Source organism: Clostridium sp. AF23-6LB, assembly GCF_003461085.1.
GTDB classification, from domain to species: Bacteria; Bacillota; Clostridia; order Lachnospirales; family Lachnospiraceae; genus Coprococcus; species Coprococcus ammoniilyticus.
In genome coordinates this window covers 314,996-332,312 of sequence record NZ_QTWK01000001.1, presented here as the reverse complement: position 1 = coordinate 332,312, position 17,317 = coordinate 314,996, and the positions used below count along the sequence as shown (strand labels likewise).

General features: G+C 42.4%; 12 protein-coding genes. 11 read left to right on the top strand and 1 reads right to left on the bottom strand.

Translation table 11 applies throughout. The annotated features are described in order from the left end of the window. Window positions 1–19: 19 nt before the first annotated feature. The gene (locus DWY07_RS01435; RefSeq protein ID WP_021944088.1) at window positions 20–892 is read left to right on the top strand and encodes a phosphoribosylaminoimidazolesuccinocarboxamide synthase; all 873 of its coding nucleotides are present in this window, start codon (window positions 20–22) and stop codon (window positions 890–892) included. A gap of 362 nt (window positions 893–1,254) precedes the next feature. Here DWY07_RS01435 and DWY07_RS01430 read toward each other — a convergent pair whose 3' ends face one another. Next, window positions 1,255–2,952, bottom strand: coding sequence for a polysaccharide deacetylase family protein (locus DWY07_RS01430; protein ID WP_181983868.1), 1,698 nt, complete (start codon window positions 2,950–2,952; stop codon window positions 1,255–1,257). A gap of 417 nt (window positions 2,953–3,369) precedes the next feature. Here DWY07_RS01430 and DWY07_RS01425 point away from each other — a divergent pair, with 417 nt between their 5' ends. The 10 genes from DWY07_RS01425 to DWY07_RS01380 all read left to right on the top strand — a co-directional run bounded on the left by DWY07_RS01425 (window position 3,370) and on the right by DWY07_RS01380 (window position 17,299). Next, entirely contained in the window at window positions 3,370–4,752 is a 1,383-nt protein-coding gene (locus tag DWY07_RS01425) for an MATE family efflux transporter (protein WP_173783328.1), read from the top strand. 190 nt (window positions 4,753–4,942) lie between these two features. After that, a complete protein-coding gene (locus DWY07_RS01420) occupies window positions 4,943–6,340 on the top strand; it encodes a sodium-dependent transporter (protein ID WP_117807290.1) in 1,398 nt (465 codons plus the stop codon). 285 nt (window positions 6,341–6,625) lie between these two features. Next, the gene (locus DWY07_RS01415; protein ID WP_117822006.1) at window positions 6,626–7,408 is read left to right on the top strand and encodes a ZIP family metal transporter; all 783 of its coding nucleotides are present in this window, start codon (window positions 6,626–6,628) and stop codon (window positions 7,406–7,408) included. Between the two features lie 263 nt (window positions 7,409–7,671). Continuing rightward, a complete protein-coding gene (gene hydG / locus DWY07_RS01410) occupies window positions 7,672–9,093 on the top strand; it encodes a [FeFe] hydrogenase H-cluster radical SAM maturase HydG (RefSeq protein WP_117807292.1) in 1,422 nt (473 codons plus the stop codon). Between the two features lie 105 nt (window positions 9,094–9,198). Beyond that, window positions 9,199–10,398: a [FeFe] hydrogenase H-cluster maturation GTPase HydF gene (hydF, locus tag DWY07_RS01405; protein ID WP_117807293.1), complete on the top strand. Its 1,200-nt coding sequence runs from the start codon at window positions 9,199–9,201 to the stop codon at window positions 10,396–10,398. Window positions 10,399–10,730: 332 nt separating this feature from the next. Next, on the top strand, window positions 10,731–12,710 hold the full coding sequence (locus DWY07_RS01400; protein WP_117807294.1) for an NAD(+) synthase: 1,980 nt from the start codon (window positions 10,731–10,733) through the stop codon (window positions 12,708–12,710). A gap of 162 nt (window positions 12,711–12,872) precedes the next feature. Beyond that, the gene (locus DWY07_RS01395) at window positions 12,873–13,883 is read left to right on the top strand and encodes an ATP-binding cassette domain-containing protein (RefSeq protein ID WP_021944097.1); all 1,011 of its coding nucleotides are present in this window, start codon (window positions 12,873–12,875) and stop codon (window positions 13,881–13,883) included. A gap of 5 nt (window positions 13,884–13,888) precedes the next feature. Further along, entirely contained in the window at window positions 13,889–15,139 is a 1,251-nt protein-coding gene (locus tag DWY07_RS01390) for an ABC transporter permease (RefSeq protein ID WP_021944098.1), read from the top strand. Window positions 15,140–15,415: 276 nt separating this feature from the next. Next, window positions 15,416–16,132 (top strand): CpsB/CapC family capsule biosynthesis tyrosine phosphatase, encoded by a 717-nt coding sequence (locus DWY07_RS01385; RefSeq protein ID WP_117822005.1) that lies wholly within the window; start codon window positions 15,416–15,418, stop codon window positions 16,130–16,132. A 153-nt stretch (window positions 16,133–16,285) separates the two neighbouring features. Continuing rightward, the gene (locus DWY07_RS01380) at window positions 16,286–17,299 is read left to right on the top strand and encodes an LCP family protein (RefSeq protein WP_117822004.1); all 1,014 of its coding nucleotides are present in this window, start codon (window positions 16,286–16,288) and stop codon (window positions 17,297–17,299) included. Window positions 17,300–17,317 lie beyond the last annotated feature (18 nt).

Genomic DNA, 17,317 nt, shown 5'->3' with positions numbered 1-17,317 from the left:
TCATAGCGAGGTATCAAAAATGCAGGAAATGAAACCGATTAAAGAGGGTAAAGTACGTGAGATTTATGATAATGGTGACAGCCTTATCATGGTAGCAACAGACCGTATCAGTTGTTTTGATGTCATTTTAAAGAACATCGTTACAAAGAAGGGTACAGTCCTGACACAGATGTCCAAATTCTGGTTTGATATGACAGAAGATATTCTTCCAAACCATATGATTTCGGTTGACGTAAAGGATATGCCTGAATTTTTCCAGCAGGAGAAATTTGACGGAAACAGTATGATGTGCAAGAAACTGGAAATGCTCCCTGTTGAGTGTATCGTTCGTGGTTATATCACAGGAAGTGGCTGGGCAAGCTACAAAGAAAACGGTACAGTATGTGGTATCAAGCTTCCGGAAGGATTAAAAGAATCCGATAAGCTTCCGGAACCGATCTACACACCTTCCACAAAGGCAGAGATCGGAGATCATGATGAGAATATCTCATACGAGCAGAGTGTTGAATATCTGGAAAAGAGATTTCCTGGCAAGGGCGAAGAATATGGCGCAAAGCTTCGTGACTATACGATCGCTTTATATAAGAAGTGTGCAGAATATGCATTATCAAGAGGTATCATCATAGCAGATACCAAGTTCGAGTTTGGTCTGGATGAGAATGGCAATATCGTTCTCGGTGATGAGATGCTCACACCGGACAGCTCCCGTTTCTGGCCTGCAGAAGGATATGAACCGGGTCATGGTCAGCCATCCTTTGATAAGCAGTTTGCCCGTGACTGGTTAAAGGCAAATCCGGATAACAACTGGGAGCTTCCTGACGAGATTGTTCAGAAAACAATTGACAAATATCTTCAGGCATATGAGCTTCTCACAGGCAAGCCTTTAAAGTAATAAGTAATAGAAAAATAATAGAATAGTACTTAATTTTATTAGGCGGTATAGGTACGCAGGATTGTATTTATACCGCCTGAATTAATTTTCTGAATATTCAACAAAATGTCTGTAAAATCTGACAATTATGGGTTGACGCTTGAAAAATGGCATGCTATAGTCAGCTCATAAGAAATACAACAGATAAAAAATTACCAGGGGTTTTATGGTGATTATAATAAAAAGATGGAATCTTATTACAATGGGGTAGTAAGATTCCATCTTATTTTTTGCGTTGTCAGGGAGATTCTCATTATAAGAAATCCCATTCTGTAAAGCGGAAATATGTGTGGGAGCCTGTTTCAGGACAAGATTCCTGTGTATTATCTGAATGAATTATAGGACTGCCCGGCTTCCATTGTTACACCACGAAGCTCAGCCATTTCGCTGACAGTTACAAGCTGATAACCATTTTCAATCAGCTTCGGAATGAATGTCTGTGAGGCAATAGCGGTTGACTGGTGAAGGTCATGTATCAGAATGATCGCTCCGTCATAAGCACCATCCACAACTCGTGTGATCGTAGTAGGAGTGCTTCTGGTTTCCCAGTCTCTGGTATCCACAGACCACATGATCATTGGAAGACCTACATTCTCACGTACAGTATCATTGACGCAGCCACCAGGCGGACGCATCAGAGTAGGAGCAACTCCGATCTCACGGATGATCGCATCTGATCCCTTTTTGATCTCTTCTTTGACTCCGTCTGCGGATAATCTGTTTAACCATGCGTGATCATAGGTATGTGTACCGATCTCGCAGCCGAGTGCATATTCCCGTTTCAGGTAAGAACTGTATGTGGAGCAGCGGTTTCCAACAACAAAGAAGGTTGCAACTGCATTATATTTTTCCAGTGTGTCCAATACCAGTGGTGTGTATGGAGAAGGACCATCATCGAAGGTCAAGGCAACCATTTTCTTATTTCCATCTACCGTTCTGTAGATAACACCCTTGTCATTTGCGACATACAGGCAGTTGCCGATCTTAACTCTGCCGGTCAGTAATGTACCATCTGATTTAAAATAATATCTGTCTTTTCCAATCGTCTGCATCCCATATGCCATGGTTCCGTTTTCTTTGTAATAATAGGTTTTGCCGTTTATCTTCTGAAAACCGGTTGCCATGGTTCCGTTTGCCTTAAAATAATAATTGCTGCTGCCAACTTTCTGGACACCGACAGCCATAGTTCCATTATCATGGAAGTAATAAGTTTGGCCATTCAGTTTTTTAAATCCTTTTGCCATGACACCCCGTTTGGTAAAATAATAGGTATGACCGTTTAATTTCTGGAAGCCGGTTAACATACAACCATTTTCTTTGAAGTAGAATGTTTTATTGTTTAAGGTCTGAAAACCGGTCTGCATGATACCATTCTGGTTGAAATAATACATGTTCCCTTTTATTCTGAGAAATCCGGTTGCCATAGCCCCGCCTTTTTTACGGAAATAATAGGTATGCCCGTTTAATTTCTGGAAGCCTTTTTTCATGGCACCTTTGTCTGAGAACAGATAGGTATGTTTTCCAATCGTATGCTTTCCGGTGTAGGCAGCACCGCTGGAACCGAAATACATTTTATTTCCTTTTTTTGTTGTAAACCAGGAATTGGTAAGTAATACACCTGTCTTTGGATTTAGGTAATATTTTTTTCCGGTATAAGGACTTTTGTACATGCCTTTTCGCATACGTCCGATTTTGGAAAAAATATAAGTCTTACCTTTGATCGTCTGTTTGCCCTTCACGGCTGTACCATTTTTCCGGAGATAATAGGTATTTCCCCTTTTGGTCGTATACCAGCCTTTTTTCTGCATGACACCCTTACTGTTAAAAATGTAGGTGTGCCCGTTGATCGTTACCCGGCCTTTCGCCTGCTTCCCATTTTTATAGTAATAATGGGTTCCGTTCTTTTCTTTGACAAAACCGGATGATTGTTTTTTCCCGGCTGCCTGACTGGTAAATCCGGCACTCAGGAGTGTCGGGATCAGGATCAGAGCGGCAAAAATCAGTAAAATTTTTCTTTTCATAGATATGTTCTCCTTCCTGTTGCTGTAATCGTATTTTTCTATGAATACAACCCATACTAGCATAAAAAAATCAGGCAGGCTACCCAAAATTATCTTAACAATCGGTAATAAGTGCATAACATTTTTTTGTAATAATTTTCAAATAAAACAGTAACAGGATATCTACAGAAAAGTATATTTTTCAGAATCTGGCGTAGAAATTTGTAACAAGGCAGTACTTAAATAATAAAAAAGACGGATGAAAGAGAAAAGAGCACGATGGAAAAGGATATGGCTTGCAAGTAAATTCTGGGATGAGTATAATGCAGTATTGGTGTGTTGCGTCCGGAACATGACAGACAGAAATGAAAGGACGGAAATACACATGCAAATGAAATTACAGTGCAGATAGAAAATGAAAGCAGGAAGCGTATGGTTATGCATAGAAGGAAACGGAATACAAGTACATATTTATTTTCAAATAAAGATCTGGTCGCTCTGTATGTGCCATTGATCATTGAACAGATGCTTGCGATGTTGGTCGGACTTGCAGATTCGATCATGGTATCTTCTGTAGGAGAAGCAGCAGTATCCGGTGTATCACTGGTGGACAGCTGTTTCCAGCTGATCATCAATCTGTTTGCGGCACTTGCGACCGGGGGTGCGGTTACTGTCGGACAATATCTCGGACAGAAGAATAAAGAAAAGGCGGGAGAGGCAGCTACCCAGCTTGTGTGGTTTTCGATGATCCTGTCGCTCGGAGTCATGGCGCTAATGTATGCGGGCAAGGGACTGATCCTAAATCATGTGTTTGGTCAGATCGAAGCAGACGTATATGGTCATGCAGATACTTATATGATGATCGTAAATGCATCGATTCCGTTTCTGGCACTTTATAATGCCGGTGCGGCTATTTTCCGTTCCATCGGTAATTCCAATATATCCATGCGGGTATCTCTGATCATGAACGGGATCAATGTAGTGGGAAATGCCATTTTGATCTATGTATGCAAATGCGGAACGGAAGGCGTTGCGATTCCTACTCTGGTTTCCAGACTGGCAGCAGCGGTTATCATGATCATATTGCTGATCCCGAAGAAAAGTGCACAGGCGAAGCAGGACAGTACACGTATTTATATAAAGAAAAGTCTGCATTATCGGGCGAACTGGCATATGTTGAAAAGCATTCTGTTGGTAGGTATTCCAAACGGACTGGAAAACAGTATGTTCCAGCTTGGTAAGATCCTTGTGCTCAGCCTGGTCTCAACATTTGGCACATATGCGATCGCTGCAAATGCAGTCGGTAATGTGATTGCCGGATTCCAGTTGATGGCTGGTATGGCGGCTTCCCTTGCCATGGTCACAGTAGTATCAAGATGCGTGGGAGCAGGAGATTACGAGCAGGCAAAATATTATACGATCAAAGTTCTGGTCATGGCATATATGTGTATCATAGTTACGGTATTGTTTACATTTGCGGTTCTTCCTCTGGTCATGAAAGCGTATGGACTATCTTACGAAGCGCAGTCTGCTGCCGAGAAGATCCTGATGCTTCATGGTATCGCGGCATCTACGATCTGGCCGGTAGCATTTACGCTTCCATGTACATTCCGTGCAGCCGGTGATGTTAAGTATAGCATGATCGTATCCATCTGTACGATGTGGATCTGCCGTATCGTGTTCAGTTATGTGCTCGGCAAATATATGGGTATGGGTGTATTTGGTGTCTGGGTCGCTATGATCATGGATCAGTTCGTACGTGGCGTGCTGTTCATCCGGCGGTACCTAAGCGGCAGATGGATCGGCAAAAAGGTAATCTGACCGTATGCGGCACAATATGAGTAAGTTCGTAAAAAAAGTAGAATTTTTCAGATGACAGAAGATTGTTTGGTATGCTATATTAAAAAGGTGTTTGTTCTATGAGAGAATTTGGAGAAGCTTCCATAGAATCTAAGAGGATAACAAATAAATTAGAAAGAGTCTGTGATATACAGACAGGGGTAAACAAAATATGGAAAAGAAACGTAATACTTTTTCAGGCTCGCTTGGATTTGTCCTTGCGGCCGCGGGAAGCGCAGTAGGACTTGGAAATATCTGGCGTTTTCCATATCTTGCAGCAAAGGATGGCGGTGGACTGTTCCTGGTCATATACCTGATCCTTGCACTGACATTTGGATATACACTTTTGGTGACAGAAGTATCAATCGGTCGGAAGACCAAGCAGAGTCCGCTTACCGCTTATAAGAAGCTGAATAAGAAATGGGGATTCCTTGGAATCATTGCAAGTCTGGTTCCGGTTATTATTTTCCCATATTACATAACGATCGGTGGCTGGGTTGTCAAATACTTCCTCGCATTTTTAACCGGTAAGGGTACAGAGGCAGCGCAGGACGGTTATTTTACAGGTTTTATTACATCAGATATCGAACCGGTCATTTTGATGTTGATATTTCTTGCTGTTACGGCATTTATCGTATTTCGTGGTGTTAATAAAGGAATTGAATCTTTTTCCAAGATCATCATGCCGTTGCTGATCCTTCTGGTTATAGGAATCGCGATCTTCTCCATAACGATCAAAAAGACCGGAGATGATGGAATTGTCAGAACCGGTGTAGAAGGTTTGAAATTATATCTGATTCCGAATCTGGACGGACTTACTGTGAAAAGCTTCTTTACGGTATTATTGGATGCAATGGGACAGTTATTCTTCAGTCTGTCTGTTGCCATGGGTATTATGATCGCTTACGGTTCTTATGTAAAAGATGATGCAGCTCTGAATAAATCAGTTGGACAGATTGAGATTTTTGATACGGTTGTAGCATTTCTTGCAGGCGTTATGATCATTCCTGCTGTATATGTATTCTCAGGAACAGAGGGAATGGCACAGGGTCCAAGTTTGATGTTCGTATCACTTCCGAAAGTATTTGCCCAGATGGGTAAGGTGGGAAATGTGATCGGTTGTCTGTTCTTCGCAATGGTATTATTTGCGGCATTTACCAGTGCAGTGTCTGTCATGGAAGCAATCGTGGCAAGTATCATGGATGAATTCCATACAAGCAGAGCAAAGGCCGGTATTATTGAGTTGATTATCGCGATCATTGTTGGAACGATCGTATGTCTTGGATATAACAAGCTGTACTTTGAAGTAAAGCTTCCAAACGGATCGATCGCACAGATCCTTGATATCATGGATTACATCAGTAATAACATTATGATGCCGATCGTAGCAATCGGAACCTGTATCCTGATCGGATGGATTTCCAAACCGCAGACGGTTATCGAAGAAGTGCAGAAGAACGGAGAAAAATTCAGCAGAAAAGGTATGTATGTGGTTATGGTGAAATTCATAACACCGATCCTGTTGTTTATCCTGTTCTTAAAGTCGATAGGCTTATTGACATTTATTTAAAGCTGTAAAATATAAATAATTTGTCAGCAATATTAAGTTTTCAAATGAATATTATCTAATATAGACCGATCGTCGGAAGCCGGATATTAAATCTTGCATCGACGGTCGGTTTTGTAATATGAAATATATTGAAGAATCTGTGGCAGACAGACCTCAAATGATAGAAAAATACAGATAAGAAAAAAACAGGTCATGGCATAATTAACAGTATTCCGCTATAATAAGGAAACAGAGGAGAGATGATTCATATAATAAATGGAAATAATTTATGGAGCGTGAATATATATGATATTAAGTTTAATTGTTGGTCTGGGACTGCCGCTTCTTGGAACGACGGCAGGAGCAGCCTGTGTATTTTTTATGAAGAAACAGATGAATTTGTTATTGCAGAAAGCATTGTCCGGATTTGCGGCGGGTGTTATGGTGGCTGCATCTATCTGGAGCCTGCTGATTCCGGCGATGGAGCAGTCGGAAGCAATGGGGAAGCTTGCATTTCTTCCGGCAACTATCGGTTTCTGGCTGGGAATTATATTTTTATTACTGATCGATACTCTGATGCCACATTTACATATTGACAGTAAGGAGGCAGAGGGGGTCAAGAGCAATTTCAAACGTACGACTATGATGGTATTTGCGATCATCATACATAATATTCCAGAAGGAATGGCAGTCGGTGTTGTCTATGCCGGATGGATCAGTGGCAGCACGAACATTACGTTGGCAGCAGCACTTGCATTATCCATCGGTATTGCGATCCAGAATCTTCCGGAGGGAGCGATCGTGTCAATGCCGCTTTGCTCGGAAGGATGCAGTAAAACGAAAGCATTTGGCTATGGATTCTTTTCCGGTATCGTAGAGCCGATCGCAGCGCTGATTACGATCGCACTTTCTTCGATCATGGTACCGGTGCTTCCGTATTTTCTGGGATTTGCGGCAGGAGCTATGCTATATGTTGTAGTTGAGGAATTGATACCGGAGATGGCAGAGGGCGAACATACGAATCTTGGTACGATCATGTTTGCGGTAGGATTTTCAATGATGATGGTGCTTGATGTAGCACTTGGATAAGAGAACAGTCAGAACGTGAAAATGCAGGTTATGGTTATTGTAAAAGGATAACTATATGCTGCATTTTTATGATTTGTATAACTATATAACTGCATTTTTATGGCAGTTGATATTTTCGGAGTGTTCCACTATACTGTTATTAGGTATAGCTTGAAGCATAACAAAGGTCTGCTCACAGATATATTGATTTTATAGAACGCGCGAGGCAGACCGGATGATTATACAGGAAGAATTATATAGCAGAAGAAAAGAGGCAGATACAAGTGTATGATGTAAAATCATTAAAAGCAGAAGAATTTATTTCAGATGAAGAGATCAGAGAGACATTGGCATATGCCGATGCGAATAAAGATAACGTACAGATGGTTAATGAGATCCTTGCAAAAGCCAGATTAAAAAAGGGCTTGACGCACAGAGAAGCGTCTGTGCTGCTGGCCTGTGAGATGCCGGATAAGATCCGGGAGATGTATGATCTGGCAAGGGAGATCAAGGAAGATTATTACGGAAATCGTATCGTGTTATTTGCGCCGCTGTATCTGTCTAATTATTGTGTGAATGGATGTGTCTATTGTCCATATCACAGCAAGAATAAACATATTGCAAGAAAGAAGCTGACACAGGAGGATATCGTAAGAGAGGTTACCGCACTTCAGGATATGGGACACAAGCGTCTGGCGATCGAAGCCGGTGAAGATCCTGTGAATAATCCAATCGAATATATTCTGGAATGTATTAATACAATCTACAGTATCAAACATAAGAACGGTGCAATCCGCCGTGTCAATGTCAATATAGCAGCGACAACAGTTGAGAATTATACGAAGTTAAAGGATGCAGGCATCGGAACCTATATCCTGTTTCAGGAGACTTATCATAAGGAAAGCTATTTGAAATTACATCCGACAGGTCCGAAGCATGATTACGATTACCACACCGAAGCCATGGATCGTGCCATGGAAGGTGGTATCGATGATGTAGGACTTGGTGTACTGTTCGGATTGGAAATGTACCGGTATGAATTTGCAGGGTTACTGATGCATGCAGAGCATCTGGAAGCGGTTCATGGGGTAGGCCCGCATACGATCAGTGTTCCGAGGATCAAACGTGCAGATGATATCGACCCGGATGTATTCGATAACGGAATCAGTGACGATACATTTGCAAAGATCTGCGCACTGATCCGTATTGCAGTACCATATACGGGAATGATCATATCAACCAGAGAGAGTCAGGCAGTTCGTGAGAAAGTGTTGCCACTTGGTGTTTCACAGATCAGTGGAGGTTCGAGAACAAGTGTAGGTGGATATGATATCCCGGAGACATCAGAAGATATCACATCGGCTCAGTTCGATGTCAGCGATACCAGAACGCTGGATCAGGTTGTGAACTGGCTGATGAAGATGGATTATATACCAAGCTTCTGTACAGCATGTTACAGAGCAGGAAGAACTGGAGACCGGTTTATGGCACTCTGTAAGAGTATGCAGATCTTAAACTGCTGTCATCCAAATGCTCTTATGACGCTGAAGGAATATCTGGAAGATTATGCAAGCCCTGAGACGAAGCAGATCGGTCTGGAGCTGATCGAACGTGAGCTTGCCCGGATCCCGAATGAGAAGGTCAGACAGATCACGGCAGATCATATACATGATATTGCAGAAGGACAGAGAGACTTCCGGTTCTAACAGATGATAGGAAGAAGCGATCTTAACAGATGAATGGATTGCAGATAACAGAGATCGCAGATAAATGCTGAAGCAGACAGCGTATAACAACAGGGAGGGCAGCACATGGCAGGGTTAAATGAGACACCATCGGGCAATCGACTTCATATCGGAGTATTTGGAAAGACAAACAGCGGAAAATCTTCTTTTATCAACCGATTTTCCGGTCAGAATATATCAATCGTAGCGAATGTTGCAGGGACAACCACTGATCCTGTGTACAAAGCAATGGAAGTTTATCCGCTTGGCCCTTGTACCCTGATCGATACAGCGGGCTTTGACGATGCGACAGAGCTTGGGGAGGAACGCTTGGAAAAGACAAGGCTTGCAGCCGAGAAAACAGATATAGCGATCATTCTGCTTGTAGATACTGACATGGACGAGGAACTTCACTGGTATGAACAGTTTAAGGAAAAGAAGACACCTGTCATATGGGTGATCGGTAAGGCAGATATCCGGAATGATACAGAAAAGATAAATGAAACGTTGTATCAACAGACAGGACAGCGTGCGATTGTTATCAGTGCCGCGACTGGAGACGGTATGGATCAGGTAAGAAAAGAGCTTGTACGGAACCTGCCGGAGCAATATGGTGCTTCTTCGATCCTTAGAGAGCTGGTAACAAAGGGAGATCTGGTCATGCTTGTTATGCCGCAGGATATTCAGGCACCGAAGGGCAGACTGATCCTGCCACAGGTGCAGACACTGAGAGAATTGTTAGATAAAAAATGCCTTGTTATGAGCGTGACGACAGATCAGTATGTGGAAGCCTTATCCCATCTGACAGAGGCACCGAAGCTGATCATAACGGATTCACAGGTATTTGCCTATGTCTATGAGCATAAGCCTAAGAAATCTATGTTGACTTCCTTTTCTGTGTTATTTGCCGCACATAAGGGAGATATCGAATATTATATAGAGGGAGCAAATGCGATAGGAAAGCTGAATGGGGAATCCCATGTGCTGATTGCAGAGTGCTGTACACATGCACCGTTAAAAGAAGATATCGGACGGGAAAAGATTCCTAAGATGCTGCGGAAACGGTATGGAGAAAATATGACGATCGATATAGTCAGTGGAACGGATTTCCCGGATGATCTGCAGGGGTATGATCTTGTCATACAGTGTGGGGGCTGTATGTTTAACCGCAAATATATTATGTCAAGGATCGATCATGCAAAGGAGCAACAGATCCCGATGACCAATTATGGTGTGGTGATCGCGTATCTGACCGGGATATTAGATAAGGTTGTAATACCTGTCTAAAAAGCCGGAAAAGACAGAAGTCACTGATCATATTAATGGGCTTTAGGAAAAGGTAACAACAAATGCTACAGAAAGTAAGTAATATAATATATAATATAAAACAAAATCAGGAGGCAAAGTTTATGAAGAAATACGAAACGCCACAGATGAATATTGTAGAATTTGAAACAGAGGATATCATTTGTACGAGTGGAGACGTTATAACCGGAGATAATGAAACGCCTATTATTCCCGGAAAATAGGGAAATTAGGCTATAAGCCGGTAAACAGATGATGCCGGATATCAAAGAACAAATGATACGAAAATATACAGATAATTCAGGAGAACGATGATGAAACATTTAGTAAGAATCGCGTCCGTATCACCAAGAGTACATCTTGGTAATGTAACAAAGAACTGTAAGGAGCTTGAAACAGTTTATAGAACCTATGCAGAACAGGTAGACGTTATTGTGACGCCGGAACTGTCACTGACCGGATACACCTGCGGGGATCTGTTTGTGAACCGTCATCTGATCGACAGGGCAGAAGAAGGACTGTTACAATTGGCGGAAATGACAGCAGAATATGGCAAAAAGGGCGCAGCACTTGTTGTCGGTGTGCCATATGAAGTAGACGGAGAATTATTTAACTGTGGAGCTTTTTTATGGAACGGAATGGTGCTCGCACTCGTTCCGAAGATCTACCTGCCGAATTACGGAGAGTTTTATGAGAAACGGTGGTTTAGTGGAAGATGTGTAGAGAACCGGACAGTTGAACTGGCAGATGGATCGGAAACTTTATTTGGCAATTCCATCCTGATCGAGATGACGGATCCGAATCAGCAGGAGGAGCATGTTACATTTGGCATGGAGATCTGCGAGGATCTCTGGACACCGATCGCACCGGGAAGACTGCTGACACTTCAGGGAGCAGAGATCCTGCTCAATCTGTCGGCATCCAATGAAGTGATCGGAAAGGAACAGTACAGAAGAACACTGACAGGAAGTATGTCATCCTCCTGTATCTGTGGATATGTCTATACATCAGCCGGAGCCTATGAATCAACCTCGGATATGGTATTTTCCGGACATAATCTGATGTATGAAAACGGAAAATTATTAGGCGAGATCAAGCCATTTGAAGATGGTATCCTGATCCGTGATTTTAATATGACAAAGATCCGCCATGATCGTCTGGCAAATAAATCCTTTGCGGAGTGTAAACGGAATTTTGAAGCCGGAGAATACATGACAGTAAACTGCGAGAAGGTATTTGCAGAGAAAAAAGAAGTATGCGCAAAGGTTTCCATGACACCATTTGTTCCATCAAAGAACAGACTGGAACGATGCCGGTCGATCTTTGCAATGCAGGTTGCAGGCCTGCAAAGAAGAATCGAAGCCACACATGCGTCATGTATCGTTGTTGGCGTATCCGGTGGACTGGATTCTACGCTGGCACTTCTGGTATCTGCACAGGCAGTAAAGAATCTCGGACTGCCACCGGAGACAGTAACTGGTATCACGATGCCGGGATTTGGAACGACGAAACGCACAAAAAGCAATTCAACAACGCTTATGGAACTGCTTGGATGTGACATCCGGGAAATCAGCATCGTAGATTCTGTCCGTCAGCATTTTGCAGATATCGGGCAGGATGAAACAGTACATGATATTACATATGAGAACTGTCAGGCGAGAGAGCGGACACAGATCTTGATGGATGTAGCCAATAAAGAGGGCGGATTTGTGATCGGAACCGGTGATTTGTCAGAACTTGCACTTGGATGGTGTACCTATAACGGAGACCACATGAGCATGTATGCGGTGAATACCAGCATCCCGAAGACTCTGGTTCGGACTCTGGTAGATGAAGTTGGACATGATATGGATCGAAATGGATTTCCGGGAATTAAAGACGTGATAGAGGATATCATTGATACGCCGGTAAGCCCTGAACTGCTTCCGCCGAATGCGGATGGAACGATCGCGCAGAAGACAGAGGATACTGTTGGATCCTATATCCTGCATGATTTCTTCTTGTATTACACACTGCGTTATGGTATGGAGCCGGAAGATGTCTATGACCTTTGTAAAGAAGCGGTAAGACAGAGTGTAGAAGCTTCGGAAGATGGGGAAATAGAAGCATATACATTTACAGATGAAGAGATAAAGAAATGGCAGAAGGTATTCTATACCAGATTTTTCCGTCAGCAGTTTAAACGTAACTGTATGCCGGATGGCGTAAAGGTCGGTACGGTATCGGTAAGCCCAAGAGGGGATCTGAGACTGCCATCCGAGATAGAATTTGAGGATTTTCTTACTTTCGAATAGAACCGGAATAGAGGAAAATATGAACCGTTACAAACGATAATTAAGCTTATTAAAGATTGTTTCAGAGTTGAATTATGATATAGTAGATGGAAATTGCAACCTGAAACTGATCGTACATTCATAACAGGGATATGAATGTCGGTTCATAAAAAGGAGAGAGATATGAAATTAGAATTACAGGGCATCAAAAAGAGCTTTGATGGCACAGAGATCCTGCACGGGATCAATTTCTCGGTAGAGGGTGGAAGCGCACTCGGACTGTTGGGAAGAAATGGCGCAGGAAAGACCACAACGATTCGGATCATCATGGATGTTTTCCATGCAGATGAAGGTCAGGTCTTATTAGATGGAGCCCCCTTTGTCTATCAGCCGGGGCAGGTCGGATACCTGCCGGAGGAACGTGGCTTATATCCGAAACGTCTGATTAGTGAGCAGTTAGTATATCTGGCAAAGCTTCGTGGGATGAATAAGAAGCAGGCGGAAGAGAATATGCGGAAGTGGCTGACCCGTCTGGATGTGATCCAGTACGAGAACCGGAAACTGGATACGTTATCGAAGGGTAATCAGCAGAAGGTACAGCTTGCAGCAACATTAGTAGCAGATCCTGACATCGTGATCTTAGATGAGCCGTTTTCCGGTTTAGATCCTGTGAATTCCCAGATCTTAAAGGATGTTATAAATGAACTGATCGCAGACGGAAAGATCGTTATCTTCTCCAGCCACCAGATGAGCTATGTGGAAGAATTCTGTGAAGATATCGTAGTGATCAATCATGGTGAAGTGGCACTGGCAGGCAACCTTGACAAGATCAAGGAAGAATACGGAAAAGGACATAAAGCAGTTGCGGCTGTTGGAATGGAGTCGGAAGAACTGGAACAGATTCTTCGTGATAAGTTTGCAGATCAGGTGCAGGTGATCAGCCATAACAAGCATCATGTTGTGACACAGATTCTGCCGGAACAGGATGAATGGCAGGTGCTTTCCCGTTTTAAAGAGTTGGGAATCAGGCTTAGGAGCTATGGAGTTTATGAGCCTTCCCTGAATGATATATTTGTATCGGCAGTCGGAGATGAGGAGACACCGGAAGATATAAAAGAAAAAAATAATATCGGAACTTCTTTTTCTGAATTTGAACCAAAGCAGAAAAAGGGTCTGTTTGGAAAGAGAGGTTAAGATATATGAAAAAGATTGGTACAATATTAAGGTTTGAACTCGGTAATTATTTTGGCAGTAAATCCTATCTGATTTCAACGATCTTACTGGCACTTCTTTGCGTAGGCATCATGTTCGCACCGAGAATTAAGGAATCGTTTACAAGTGGAAGTCCTTCGTCTGATAAAGAGACAGATGCAGAGGATGAATCGGATCAGGAGAATGAATCCGTATATGCATATTATGATGCATCCGGTATTATGGATGAAGGTTTGCTGGCGCAGGTATATCCGGATGTCAAGCTGCAGAAATGTAAGGATGCAGCAGAAGTAGAGTCGCTGGTTAAAAGTGAAGATGCGGAACTTGGTTATGTAGTTTATAGTACGTCAGAATATACCTATTATGTTTATAATAAAGGCATGTTTGATGATTACACCAGTACCTTTGACAGTTACCTGTCCATGTTGTCCAAGAAACAGTACAGTGAAGCACATGATTTGGATTTTGATGAACTTATGAGTCTTGATTATGCAGATATTCAGGCAAAAGAAGTTATCCTCGGTAAGGACAGCACAAGCAATTACTGGTATTGTTATATTCTGGTTATCGTGATCTTCATGCTGATCGTTATGTATGGAATGTCGATCGCAACCGGTGTGGCAAATGAAAAGAGCAACCGCTCGATCGAGATTCTGGTAACAACAACGAACTCCAGAGATATTTTATTTGGAAAGGTATTTGCCGGAACAGTTGCTACGTTCTTTCAGGTCGGATTGATCATGGCAGCCCTGTTGATCTCATACAACTTTAATAAAGACTACTGGGGCGGCTTTATGGGTTCTGTATTAAATATCCCATCTGATGTTCTGATCGCATTTGCGGTATTCGGCCTTGGTGGATTCCTGTTCTATGCATTTATGTATGGAGCACTTGGGGCACTGGTATCTAAGATCGAGGATTTGAACAAATCAGCCGGTACGGCGCAGATGATCGTAATGATCGTGTATTTTGTCGTACTGATGAACCTGACAAATGTAGACGGACTGGTCATCAGGATCTGTTCATATCTACCGATCAGTTCTTACAGTGCAATGTTTGCAAGAGTTGCGATGGGAGATGTAGCAACATGGGAAGTTGTTATATCAGCAATAATTTTATATATATCGGTGATCGGTATGGGTGTTCTGGGAGGTAAGATCTTCCGTAATTCAACACTTCGGTATGGCAATCCAATCAGGTTATCCAGAGCATTAAAAGAATTAAAAAGAGAAAAATAAAATATAAAAATAAGACAATAAAAAGGCCACATGCGTGCTGTGTTGATGTAAAAATGTAGAAAATAATCCTGATACCTTTACATTAAAAGGCGGATGTGGCATAATTTCATGTGAAATTATTGAACGCACTTGGTGCGGGTATACAGGGGAGACAGGGTAAAATAAAATAGAAATGAAAGCAATTTCTAAATTCGCAGTGCAAAAAGAGTGGCTGTGATATCTGTTCGCTTCTGGAATATAATTTCAATGGCTTAAAAAGAAAGGTTACAGTAAAATATGGAAGTAATCGATTTCCATTCACATGTTCTTCCGGGAATTGACGATGGAAGCAGAAATATAGAAACATCCATAGAGATGCTTCGGCTCAGTCGGAATGCCGGTGTAGACAGAATGATCGCGACACCGCACTTTTATGCGGACGAGGATCGAATTGAACATTTTCTTGAAAAACGGGAACATGCATATCAAAGCCTGATAGAGGCAGTAACGACTGAAAACATATCGGATACCCCACAGCTTCTGCTTGGAGCGGAAGTTGCTTTTTTTGATGGGATCGGAGATGCAGATAAGGTTGACCGGCTGACAATCCAGGGAACAGAGCTTCTGCTGCTTGAGATGCCGTTCCGGACGTGGACGGATGAAGATCTTTTACAGGTAAAAAAGCTGATCCATGAGAGACAGCTCCGGATCATTATCGCTCATCTGGAACGCTTTATGAAGATTTCAGGGAATAAGCCGTACATAAAAAAGCTGATGGAGCTTCCGGTTACCATACAGATCAATGCAGAAAGTTTGTCAGACTGGAAACAGGGCGGGATGTTGATCCGCATGTTTCAAAAGAGGCAGGCACATATTCTGGGAAGTGACTGTCATGGCGTTCATCACCGCCCTCCGAATCTGATAGAGGGACGACAGAGACTGGAAAAGAAAGCAGGCGCAGACATTCTTGCAGAGATAGATGCATATGGATGTCAGCTTCTTGGTTTGAGATAAAAGGTTGGAGGATAGACAGATGTCAAAAAAAGTAGCGATCATAATCAGTGTTATACTGTTTATTATATTGACAGCACTTATCATATGTGAGAAAACATGGCCGACAGGAGGATCTGATCTGATAGGGAACCTGTTCTGATCAGAGAAAGAAAGATGGCACACAGGATACATTCCAGACAGGAAAAACTGAAATTATATAAAAAACTGACAATTACCATTGCAGCAGTTATCATATTTTGTTTAGCGGCAGTTATTGTGTTCCGGGCAATTGACCGGCAGAAGCTCCGGAAGCAGGAGGCATATGAGGCAGAGCAGGGAGTTGTCCGTATAAATGGCAAGAAATATCTTCCGAAGAAGAATATAGAGACCTATCTGTTCATGGGTATCGATTCACTGGATAAAGTAAAAAAAGCAGAGGACTATGGAGAATCCGGGCAGAGTGATGTGCTTATGCTGATGGTCAGAGATATCAGTGAAGGGACATTTAAGACTCTGGCGATCAACAGAAATACACTGACAAATGTAAAATCCCTGGATCTCGACAATTCTTATCTGGGCGATTCTGTTGTACAGATTGCACTTGCACATGCAAGCGGAGATGGACTGGAAGCCAGTTGCGAGAATACCGTGGATGCTGTATCAGAGCTGCTTGGTGGTCAGAAGATTGACGGATATGCTGCTGTAAATATGGGAGCAATTTCTATCATCAATCATATGGCAGGAGGAGTAACAGTTACGATTGAGGATGATTTTTCCAAAGTGGATCCATCCCTTAAGATTGGAGATACGGTTCGGCTCAGTGATGAGCAGGCGGTACATTATGTACATGACCGTTGGGATGTCGCTGATGAAACAAATGAAAACAGAATGAAACGTCAGTCCGTATATATGGAAGGGCTTAAGAAAAATATAAAAGAGAAATGTCAGACAGACAGTACCTATCCGTTGGATCTGTACAATGCACTGGGAGATTATATGGTGACGAATATATCGGCAAATAAATTCAGCAAGCTGGCACTTCTTGTTGTGAAAGAGAAGGATGAGGGCGAGGTATCTATTTCCGGAACAGAAGGGCTGGATGAACTTGATTTCGCTACCTTTGAGGCAGATGAGGAAAGTCTGAATGCAGCGATCGCAGAGCTGTTTTATAAAGAATATACAGAATAGAGATACTTTGGATGGAGG